Source organism: Prevotella sp. AM34-19LB, from assembly GCF_003468525.1.
Taxonomy (GTDB): domain Bacteria; phylum Bacteroidota; class Bacteroidia; order Bacteroidales; family Bacteroidaceae; genus Prevotella.
This window is the reverse complement of record NZ_QSIG01000073.1, coordinates 1-9,718: the sequence shown is the minus strand read 5'-3', so window position 1 is coordinate 9,718 and position 9,718 is coordinate 1. Positions and strand designations below refer to the sequence as shown.

11 protein-coding genes and 1 pseudogene are annotated in these 9,718 nt (G+C 47.1%); 6 read left to right on the top strand and 6 right to left on the bottom strand.

All coding sequences use genetic code 11. From position 1 onward, the window contains the following. A partial coding sequence (locus DW830_RS15965) for a cytidyltransferase (RefSeq protein WP_158573516.1) occupies positions 1 to 1,082 on the top strand: 1,082 nt, incomplete at its 5' end. A gap of 42 nt (positions 1,083 to 1,124) precedes the next feature. Then, positions 1,125 to 1,631: an MFS transporter gene (locus DW830_RS14485; RefSeq protein ID WP_233544568.1), complete on the top strand. Its 507-nt coding sequence runs from the start codon at positions 1,125 to 1,127 to the stop codon at positions 1,629 to 1,631. Here DW830_RS14485 and DW830_RS16985 read toward each other — a convergent pair. Both DW830_RS16985 and DW830_RS14480 read right to left on the bottom strand, forming a co-directional pair. Beyond that, entirely contained in the window at positions 1,598 to 1,723 is a 126-nt protein-coding gene (locus DW830_RS16985) for a hypothetical protein (RefSeq protein WP_255415639.1), read from the bottom strand. The genes DW830_RS14485 and DW830_RS16985 overlap by 34 nt on opposite strands. A 734-nt stretch (positions 1,724 to 2,457) precedes the next feature. After that, positions 2,458 to 2,891 (bottom strand): annotated as a pseudogene (locus DW830_RS14480) (N-acetylmuramoyl-L-alanine amidase). Between the two features lie 335 nt (positions 2,892 to 3,226). On the opposite strand from DW830_RS14480, the gene DW830_RS14475 reads away from it, so the two are divergent. Continuing rightward, positions 3,227 to 3,583 carry a GxxExxY protein gene (locus tag DW830_RS14475; RefSeq protein ID WP_233544567.1) on the top strand — a complete coding sequence of 119 codons (357 nt, stop codon included), beginning with the start codon at positions 3,227 to 3,229 and terminating at the stop codon, positions 3,581 to 3,583. Between the two features lie 15 nt (positions 3,584 to 3,598). Here DW830_RS14475 and DW830_RS15960 read toward each other — a convergent pair whose 3' ends face one another. The 4 genes from DW830_RS15960 to DW830_RS14460 all read right to left on the bottom strand — a co-directional run bounded on the left by DW830_RS15960 (position 3,599) and on the right by DW830_RS14460 (position 7,497). Next, positions 3,599 to 3,694, bottom strand: coding sequence for a smalltalk protein (locus DW830_RS15960; protein ID WP_158573515.1), 96 nt, complete (start codon positions 3,692 to 3,694; stop codon positions 3,599 to 3,601). A 336-nt stretch (positions 3,695 to 4,030) separates the two neighbouring features. Further along, positions 4,031 to 4,546, bottom strand: a complete 516-nt coding sequence (locus DW830_RS14470; RefSeq protein WP_119250379.1) for a DNA-binding protein — start codon at positions 4,544 to 4,546, stop codon at positions 4,031 to 4,033. Between the two features lie 254 nt (positions 4,547 to 4,800). Continuing rightward, the gene (locus tag DW830_RS14465; protein WP_089544585.1) at positions 4,801 to 5,010 is read right to left on the bottom strand and encodes a DUF4248 domain-containing protein; all 210 of its coding nucleotides are present in this window, start codon (positions 5,008 to 5,010) and stop codon (positions 4,801 to 4,803) included. A 231-nt stretch (positions 5,011 to 5,241) separates the two neighbouring features. Continuing rightward, positions 5,242 to 7,497 carry a BT4734/BF3469 family protein gene (locus DW830_RS14460; protein ID WP_119250378.1) on the bottom strand — a complete coding sequence of 752 codons (2,256 nt, stop codon included), beginning with the start codon at positions 7,495 to 7,497 and terminating at the stop codon, positions 5,242 to 5,244. A 357-nt stretch (positions 7,498 to 7,854) separates the two neighbouring features. Here DW830_RS14460 and DW830_RS16980 point away from each other — a divergent pair, with 357 nt between their 5' ends. From DW830_RS16980 to DW830_RS14455, 3 genes are all read left to right on the top strand, one after another. Next, positions 7,855 to 7,986: a hypothetical protein gene (locus DW830_RS16980; protein ID WP_254951633.1), complete on the top strand. Its 132-nt coding sequence runs from the start codon at positions 7,855 to 7,857 to the stop codon at positions 7,984 to 7,986. A 78-nt stretch (positions 7,987 to 8,064) separates the two neighbouring features. Continuing rightward, positions 8,065 to 8,226, top strand: a complete 162-nt coding sequence (locus DW830_RS15955; RefSeq protein WP_158573514.1) for a hypothetical protein — start codon at positions 8,065 to 8,067, stop codon at positions 8,224 to 8,226. Positions 8,227 to 8,345: 119 nt separating this feature from the next. Then, a complete protein-coding gene (locus DW830_RS14455) occupies positions 8,346 to 8,822 on the top strand; it encodes a hypothetical protein (RefSeq protein WP_119250377.1) in 477 nt (158 codons plus the stop codon). Positions 8,823 to 9,718: the final 896 nt, after the last annotated feature.

The window sequence follows — 9,718 nt, the reverse complement described above, 5'->3', positions numbered from 1 at the left end:
TGTTCCCACAGGAAGAACGACTCTTCATGGTCAAGAACATCAAGGCAGTGAAGGATGCGTATATCAATGAAGGAAGTGGAGTTATCGACTTTCTCCCAACACTTGATAAAGTAAAACCTGATGTGTTTGTTGTAAATGCAGAAGGCGGTTCTGATGAGAAGCGAAAGATTTGTGCAGAGCGAGGCATCGAGTATGTCGAACTTCAGCGCACACCTCATGAAGGCTTGAAGGCACGTTCTTCATCCGATTTGAAGAAGGCTTTATCGACAGCATCTGATAATACGACACAAAATGCGGGCATCCCAACCCGTCTGGACCTCGCTGGAACCTGGATCGACCAGCCATACGTCAGCATGTATCACCCTGGTTGGGCAATCACCATTTCCCTGGATCCAACTTTCGAGGTACGTGACAGATGTGGCCTCTCCACATCCACCCGCAACATGATCAAGAAGATATGGCCGGTGAAGCTCCCAAAGATGGATCCCGAGATGCTCGCCCGTCTGGTCTTCTGCTTCGAGAATAATCCGGAGCGCCACGACGGCATCATTTCCGGTGCCCAGGATTCCATCGGAATCTGCGTACCAGGTCTGGCTCGTCATTATTATGACAACAACTTCTGGCCAGAGAAGATAGAGAGCACTCAGGATGAGATGACCCTCCGCTTCCTCGAAGACCACCTCGTGATGATACCGATGCAGCCACGACGTCCGGGATGCAGCGTGGTAGAAGGCAAGGATATTACTCCTGCAAAGGTGAAGGCTTTAGCCGATGCTGCCGATGCATGCTGGAATGCCATTCTTGCGCACAATCTTGATGCTTTTGTAGCAGCATACAAGGCATCCTTCGAAGCCCAGATAGCCATGTTCCCAGGTATGGTGAATCCTTCTATCGATGGTGTGATAGAACCGGATGCGAGTGTGCAGCCGATGATTGATCATTACAGTGCTCTGGACGATGTGCTGGCATGGAAGATGCCGGGCGCAGGTGGCGGTGGCTATCTTGCCCTGGTTGTAAAGGATAGTAAGGAATTTGCAGAGAATCATAATGAAGCCATCCATCTTCAGATACGAAGGGCATAACTATCTGGTTCCCTTCCTCATTATCAGCAGCCTCTTCTTCATGTGGGGCTTTGCCCATGGCATCCTGGAAGTGAAATCAACAGCTTCTATTTCTTCGTACTGTCCTTGTTTGTGATAGGATGCGGCTTAACCTGTCTGGAGACGAGTGCCAATCCTTATACCACGGTATTGGGACATCCCGATAAGGCAGAGAGTAGAATCAATCTGTCACAATCGCTCAATGGCATTGGTTGGATAGTGGGACCACTGGTTGGCGGACAATTGCTGTTCTCAGGTGTCAACATAGCCATTCCATACGCCCTGGTGGGTATCTTCGTGCTTTCAGTGGCATTTATTCTGTCAAGAATAACATTGCCTCACCCGAGAAGAGCGCATGAGGTAGATACGAACGAGAAGATAGAGGAGAAGCCGATGAAGGCGATGGCATTCGCTTTCGGCATGCTCACCCTCTTCCTCTATGTGGCAGCCCAGACGGGCGTGAATAGTTTCTTTATCAACTATGCCGAGGAGAGCATTCATATAGAGAAGCAGACCGCCAGTGCTACATAGCCGACACCACGCAAAGCATGTCCCTCGCCTTCCTCATCCCCCTCATCTGCTACGCCGCCACGAGGAAGAGTTAGGGGGCTAAGCGGTCCCATCCCGTATCTCCAGAGTAGATGATACCACCGCCAGAAACCTAGCCGCCCTATAATTTACTCAAGTTTCGCAAGTAAGCCCTGCACGCCCTGAAAGGGCAGAAGCTCCTAGCCCAGGGCATCGCCCTGGGTGTTTATGGACGCAAACCTGTCGCCCTGTAAGGGCAAAAGCTTTCAAATACCTGGCAATATACAAAGCTTTTGCCCTTACAGGGCGCCTTGTTGATTGCCATTATACCCAGGGCGATGCCCTGGGCTAGGAGCTTTTGGGCCTTCAGCCCGTACTTGAACCACATACGAAACTTCAGTAATTTAAAAAAGAGAAGAAAAAACTATTCCAGGATAAAATGAACCAATTTGAACCATTTTCCTGAATCTCTACTTAAGAGATACAGAAAAACGGAGAACTTCCTTTCAATCAGAGACTTATCAGATTTCATCCGAAATCATCTCAAAAAAAGTTGCTTTTTGCTGAACGAAATCAAAAATTTAACAGGCATAATTTGCTTCAAGCAGCTCGGTTTGCATTTCGTATACAGCAGGCAGAAAGACATAATAGTATTGAAGATTAGTGGAAGTGAGTCTATTGGTTTTTCAATGCTGTGATACATATCATAACCTTCATAACTCGGGAAGAGTCATCTTCTCAGGAGAAGCGGAGCTGTATCCGGCAGTTGAAACCATTTAATATATTTTATAAAAAAACTCCCCATCTGTTTTCAGATGAGGAGCATTTCCTAGAGATGGAAGTCGATTTCCTTCAGCCACTTCTTGACATCGAAGCAAGGACAGCTCTTGCGAACCCAGGGGAGGTCGCGATGGCCTAGGATCTCGGCATCGGGATAGTCGAGGGAGAGACCGTAGAGGAGGTCTTCCAGAGAATCCTTCTGGGCTGGAGTGCGAGTGTCGGCAGGCTTGCCTTTCTCGTCGAGACCACCTTCGTAGCAGATTCCGATGCTGTGGGCGTTGTAGTGGCGGGCGTGAGCCCCCACCTCGTTTTCTGGACGGCAGGGATAGACCATACCATCCTTCGTAATGTAATAGTGGTAACCGATGGAGTGGAAACACGGGCCTTGTGGCAGGCTTCCAAGGCTTCAACTGGGAAGTCCTGGTTAACACGTGTGGCACTGCAATGTACCACAATCAGATCGATTTTTCTTGGATTCTTCATTGCTTTCTTTGGATTATTAAGAATTAATGTTTAATTTTGCACACGGATCTCACAGATCTCACGGATTTTGACTCCTTCGGAGTTCTTCCATTGAGAGACCAAATGAAAATCTCTGTTGCTTGCACCGAAGAGAATCCGTGGGATTCGTGAGATCCGTGTGAGACTTCTCTTTCTGAATCACATTGTTTTGCACATGGATTTTACAGATTTCATTGTTTTCTTTGGATTATTAAGAATTAATGTTTAATTTTGCATACGGATCTCACAGATCTCACGGATTTTCCGTTTAAGATGGGTGTGAGTCTTTTTTATGGCTTATGTTATTATATGGCGATTTGACTTATAAGATTCGCGGTGCAATCTTTGAAGTTTATAACTATTGGGGACCAGGTCTTTTTGAGCAGATTTATGAGGAGTCTTTGGTTCATCAGCTTCGCAAGGAGGGCTTGAAGGTAGAACAGCAAGTTCCGCTTCCAGTCATCTATGACGGAGTAAAGCTTCCGTGTGATTATCGGTTGGATCTTCTTGTCGAAGACAAGGTGATTATTGAACTGAAATCTGTAGAAGAATTACATCCGGTACATTATAAGCAGTTGATGACGTATCTCAAAATCGCACATAAGAAAGTTGGCTTATTGGTAAACTTTAATGTTGATGACATGGCAAAAGGTATTCATCGCCTAGTGATGTAAAGATCCGTGAGCGACTTAGAGGTTGGCGCAGCTCTGCATGCAGAAGGTGCTGAGGACGGCGGTGAGGACAGTGATGACGAAATTGATGACGGATTTCCAGTTTACTTTCATAATGATTAATTTTGAATGTTAAATGTTGAATTTTTCCCACACGGATCTCACGGATCTCACGGATCTCACGGATTTTCGACTCCTTCGGAGTTTTTCCATTGAGACCAAATGAGAATACCCGTTGCTTGCAACGAAAAAGAATCCGTGAGATCCGTGAGATCCGTGTGGGAAACCAAGAAGGAAGCGGGCAGGATGAGCAAGCATCCGTTCAGGGCGATGAATTGACAATGTTGAATGATGAGTGATGAACTCATTCCTGATGTGCCCTCGGATTACTCCGGACTGCATCCTGCCGATGCGCTTTCTCTTGTTTCAGATGCCAGGAGGCTAGGCCTACTACAAGCTTACATTCTCGTCTCCAGTGGTTCCGCTACCACCCTGGCTGGTGTTGTCTCCACCAGTGGTATCCTTCCCGGTATCCGGGTTGGTATCCGTGGTGGTGCCATCCCCTAACAGAGCAGAGGCCTTCTTCAGCGTAGCATCGAGGTTGATGGTCTTGGCGCTGAACTCACCGGTGCCACGAGCACGGAGACGGAAACCGTCGATGTTCTTGGCGATGGTGAACTCCTTCTCCGAGGCAGCTCCCTCCTTGTTGCGGATGCCGATGGAGAAGATGGCGAGGTCGTCGATCTTCACAGCGATACCCTGCAAGGTGAGTTCCTTGATGCACGATACCATATCGGTAATCATGCCCTTGATGGCTCCCTTGGAGAAAGGAGTGTTGTGGCTAGCCATGTGTCCGGCCAGGCCGTCGATGTCTACCGTCTGAGTGATGACTGGATAGGCGTAGTACTTGCCGTATGCCTCTGGCATCTTGGCGTTCTGATTTAGTTTTAGTACGTAAAGCAACATAGTTTTTAAATGTTAAGTGTTTTTGTTTCACACGGATCTCACGGATCTCACGGATTTTTACTCCTTCGGAGTTTTTCCATTGAGACCAAATGAGAATAACCGTTGCTTGCAACGAAAAAGAATCCGTGAGATCTGTGAGATCCGTGTGGGACTTCTCTTTCTGAATCACAATGCAAAGATACAACATTTCTCATTCCCAACTCACCGATGCTCAATGTTGCTCCACGATACTCAACGATTATCACTGATAAATATCAGGGCTCTCCCAAATGGAAGAAAATATAGGATACTTGCAGGGGATTGAACTCCTTGCTGTTCTTGGTGTATCCACTCTTCAGCAGCTGCTCATAGAGCTGGGTGCATCTTACTATCCATCTCATCAGATGAGATCTTGCCACGTCCGGGTCGGAATCCGGAAAATAGAGCAGGGCTAACTCCTGCTTGGTGTAACTTCGTAAATCCATAGACTTTATTATAATGTTTAATGTTGATTTTTCCCACACGGATCTCACGGATCTCACGGATTTTCGACTCCTTCGGAGTTTTTCCATTGAGACCAAATGTGAATACCCGTTGCTTGCAACGAAAAAATAAATCCGTGAGATCCGTGAGATCCGTGTGCGACTTAAATACCATCCGTAACTATGATACTTAGCTGTCGTAACCAAGATACTTAGCCATCGTAACCAAGATACTTAATCCTCCACGGTATCGTTAGGATCGAACACGGCATCGCTGTTGATTTCGCAACCCTCCTTCTCGATCACGGCCCAGCCGTTGCCGTGCTCCTTGTGAATCTTCTTGAATCCCAGACGAGACATCACGGCACCGATGTTGTGAGAGTTCAGGTTCTGGCGCAGGGCTGGGTTGACACCAATCTTCTCCAGAATCTCCGAGGTGTAGCGGAACTTGATATACTCCAGTGGCGTGTCGGGCAATGGCACCTTATAATACTTCAGTATCTGCTCCTCGGCATAGTTGGCAACCATGAAGAGGCGGTTGTGGAGGCGCATCAGCTCGATGTCATCGCGAGTCAGCCAGAAAGTCCAGTTCAGAGGCGAGTTCTTCTTGCGCTTCATCACCTCCTGACCCAGAGCCAATGCCTCGGCATAGACGTGGTCGTAGTCTATCGGGTAGTCTATCGGACTCTCGATGCTGTCCACTATCCAGGGAGAGTAACGGCGGTTCTCCTCGTCGGTGATAAACTGCTGGCTGTTGGTGGTTCCGCAGAGCGAGGCACGGTGGGGCAGTTCGGTGCGATACTTGTCGTAGGGACGGCGGATGGAGAAAGTGAGTTTCGTGAGATTGCTCTTGAAGGCACTCAGGTTCTTGCCGAAAACCGTCTCAAACTCGTCGAGGCATATCGTCGCCTTGCTGCTGAAAGCCTCCATGAAGTCCTTGTCGGTATAGTTGCCCGTGGAATCGTTGAAGAAATACTGGCGCAGCGCCGGCGGAAGGAGATAGGCTAAGAACGTGGTCTTCAAGATGCCACCCTTTCCCACGAGGATGAGGATGAACTGGTTCACCACCTTCAGTATCACCCATGCCACCACCATCGCCACCAGCCACTTCTTGAAGAAATAGCGGAAGAGCTTCTGGTTGTGCTCATAGCCCGGCTTCTCCACCACATGGATGCGGTCGGCGAGCTGGTCGATATAGTCGGGATCCTTGTTGCGGTCCCATATCGGCAGACTCCGGAGATATTCCTCCAAGGGATCGTAGGGGGGACAGAAATCACTGTTGATGATGCTGTGCAGCACCTTCTCGGAAAGATGCAGCCCAGCCTCGTCCATCTCTGCCCAGAGCGAGTTCTCGATGTTGTCGTCGATGCGGGTGAAGTGAGAATACTTGCCGCTGAGGACCATGCGGCTTCTCAACTCGAAGAAGCCCGTCACGATGTTGTGCTGAAACTCGTAGTGGGTATCCAGCCATTGCTTGATGGTCTTCACCCTCGGCTTGCCGCTGTATGCCTCGCCGGGACGGTAGAAGTGCCAGGTACCCAAGAGGTCGGTATGCTTGTAGCACGATTTCATCACGCTGGCGGTGTCGGCATAGTTGGTACCAAACTCCTTGTCGGCATACTTCATCGCCTCGTCCTTGTCGATGCCATATCTCACGCAGACCTTGCCGAAGTGGCAGACATACTCGTTGTGCCTGCCTGGTTCAAAGTCGTAGCCCCATTGCTTCAGGAGCTCCTTGATGTGCGGTGCAGCCTCTTCGATGGTGATGGCAGCCATCTGCTTCCCGCCCTGTTGCTCTCTCTTCGCCTTTCGCTTGGCAGCACGTTTGATCGATTTCGCCTCCACCGCCTTCTGGGTATAAAACTTCTTCAGGTCGCCATTATCCAGCGAGAAAGGCACAGACTGCCAGTTGAAGAAAGCCTCAAGATCGTAGGCAAGTCCGGCGCATCGGGTGATGTCAGCGCAAGCCTTGTCGCACTCCAGTCCCAGCAGATGCTCGTAATAGCTCTGCGCCTTCTCCAGCATCAGGTGGAAGAGGTCGAGGATGGCGATGTCCTCGTTGTCAGAAGGCGAATACTTGCAGAATATATGGAAACCCCTGCCACTGATGCTGCGATGCACCACCATGGTATGCTCATCCTTCACGATGAGTTGCTTGATGTGCTCCATCTGGTCGCCTGGCACGGTGTCGAACTCCACCATCAGCTTGAGGGTAGGTTTCAAGAAATTAGTCAACTTTCTGCCATATCCGTCCATCTGGGCAGAGATGGTGATGGCAGGGCATTTCGGCTTCAGCTCGTCGGCGAAGCTCTTGCTGACCTGCAGACGCTGTCGATAGAGCAGCGTGAGGTTTTTGACGATAGGATCTTCGGTGATGAATTGTTTCACCGATTCCCATGAAGCGACGGGATGGTTTTCCGACGACTGGATGCTCTGGACATAAGAAGGCAAAGCCTCCTGATCCTCTGGTTTTATTAATGATGTTGCCATACTGTGATGATTTTTATGTTTGATTGTAATTGTTTACTCTATGTCTCATGAGGCTGAACATCAGGCTGAATTCTGAACTCTGAACACTGAAAATGGAGTAAAAACAGCGTTTTAGGGATGTTTTAAATCCGCTATAACCCATTGATACATATTTCTTTATATTCTTTAGCATACGCTGCTTATAAAAAGAGTGAAACGCTAAAGTTCAGCTTCAGCCCTCGTTCTTGAAAGCTGCTGCAAAGATATGAAAAAAGGTTGAAACCGCCGGGAATCCTGTACCTACATATATAGGTACAAAAATGCGGTAATTTATGATAGCTTAACAGAAGAAATTGGAATTTTTAAATATATTAAGAAATGAAACGATTTACAAAAACACCAAAGGCACTGAACGCTTTGACGGATACCATCCTCGGCGACAGTACCAATGTGGTACGCACCCTCAAGGTGGCTGGCCACATGAATGAGAATTCAGTCAAGCATGTCTAAGAGGGTTATGCCCGTAACACCCAGTCCTACTGTCTGCTTCGTTCTTCGCTGAAGAAGTGTCACAGCACCAGAGACAAGATGATGCTGATAATGGACTATCTGGACAACATGGAAGAGGAGTATCACGAGGTCTATCCCGACGATCCCTGCCCGATGGAAGGCGGCTACAAGGCAAGCTTCCAAAGACTCGTGATGGAATTCATAGGAGCAGAGTGGGATTTACCACCTGAGACCGAATAGGTCTAAGAAATCAGTGTTAATCTGGGGGAGATTAGAGCAAGAAGCAAAAACTCCCCCCAAAATTTGGTAGTTTCATAGAAAAACCTTATATTTGCAGCCAAGATTAGAATATTACGATTATGGCAACATTGGTACTCGATAATACATTATATCAAGGCTATGCAACAATTGCAGAGCAGAATAACATCAGTGTGACTGATGCTATGGCAGAAGCTTTGCGATTATTGAAGCAACAGCTGAAAAAGAAGCCAAGCCTTTCGTTAAGGCAACGACTTGAGAAGCGAATTCTTGAACTTCGAGATTTGCCAGCGAATTGGGATTACGCAGGTTCCCCTTCCATATCATCAGAAGCATGTGATTATTCTCAGAAGGTTGTTTCATCCTGTAGCGAATCATTGCTTCAGGGATTAGCAATATTCCCAAATACCAATGGCTATATATTAATGCAATGGAAGACCTCCAAAGGAGATGCCTGTTTATCTATTCTTAGTGATAGGATAGTGTATGATGTCAATTATGGAGAGATAGAGAAAGAGGGCATTCTCCCACTTTCGGAACTCCCTAAATTTTTGGAAGTCTTAAAGAACATAGCCTAATGTCCCAAAAGCCATTATGTGGGTTATGCTCTTTTTACTCCAAGGTATTTAGTAAACTTACATGATAGATTAAGAATATATCCTGTTAAAGCAGGTCTTAATGATCATTGTGGTATGTTTTTCTTGGGTAAGGATAAGAAGATAGTTTGTGATGACTTGACGATTCGTCCTTATACATTAAAGACATTACGTTCTCTTTGTGACTTATTACAAGACCGGGTGGTTTTAAAATAGGGGTAGTATCCAGCACCTTTAGCAAGATAATAGCAAACTATACCCAGGCGGTCCCATCCCGCACAATCTGGCGAGACCTTTGATTGGTCCGCCAACCTTATAGCGTAGCGGTTCCGAGCACCGGAGGGCGGTTACATCCCTAATCCCTATGGTAGGGATTTAGGGCTTGGGTATAGGGTAAGGACCTCCCGCTGGGGAGGGACAGGTGGGGCAGAAACAGCACTAAGGGCGGTTACATCCTTCCTGAACCAATTTGAACCATTTTTCTGAATCTCTACTTAAAAGATACAGAAAAACGGAGAACTTCCTTTCAATCAGAGACTTATCCGATTTCATTCAAAAATCAACTCCATAAAAAGTTGCTTTTTGCTGAACGAAATCAAAAATTTAACAGGCATAATTCGCTTATTTACAATAAAATTTGTATTTTTGCAGCGCGATTCAGTATCTCTTAAGTAGAGATTCAGAAGAACGAGACGATTTAAGAACTTAAAAGGTGGCTTTCAAGCAAGCAGAATGGTATATGATATATAATTTGCTTCAAGCAGCTCGGTTTGCATTTCGTATGCAGCAGGCAGAAAGACATAATAGTATTGAAGATTAGTGGAAGTGAGTCTATTGGTTTTTCAATGCTGTGATACATATCACAACCCTCATAACTC

What these genes read in the sequence shown, in the direction of transcription:
- DW830_RS16985 (WP_255415639.1), bottom strand. Translation starts at nt 1,723, where the DNA reads ATGGGACCGCTTAGCCCCCTAACTCTTCCTCGTGGCGGCGTAGCAGAT.
- DW830_RS15960 (WP_158573515.1), bottom strand. Translation starts at nt 3,694, where the DNA reads ATGAAAGTAAACTGGAAATCCGTCATCAATTTCGTCATCACTGTCCTC.
- DW830_RS14470 (WP_119250379.1), bottom strand. Translation starts at nt 4,546, where the DNA reads ATGTTGCTTTACGTACTAAAACTAAATCAGAACGCCAAGATGCCAGAG.
- DW830_RS14465 (WP_089544585.1), bottom strand. Translation starts at nt 5,010, where the DNA reads ATGGATTTACGAAGTTACACCAAGCAGGAGTTAGCCCTGCTCTATTTT.
- DW830_RS14460 (WP_119250378.1), bottom strand. Translation starts at nt 7,497, where the DNA reads ATGGCAACATCATTAATAAAACCAGAGGATCAGGAGGCTTTGCCTTCT.
- DW830_RS16980 (WP_254951633.1), top strand. Translation starts at nt 7,855, where the DNA reads ATGAAACGATTTACAAAAACACCAAAGGCACTGAACGCTTTGACGGAT.
- DW830_RS15955 (WP_158573514.1), top strand. Translation starts at nt 8,065, where the DNA reads ATGATGCTGATAATGGACTATCTGGACAACATGGAAGAGGAGTATCAC.
- DW830_RS14455 (WP_119250377.1), top strand. Translation starts at nt 8,346, where the DNA reads ATGGCAACATTGGTACTCGATAATACATTATATCAAGGCTATGCAACA.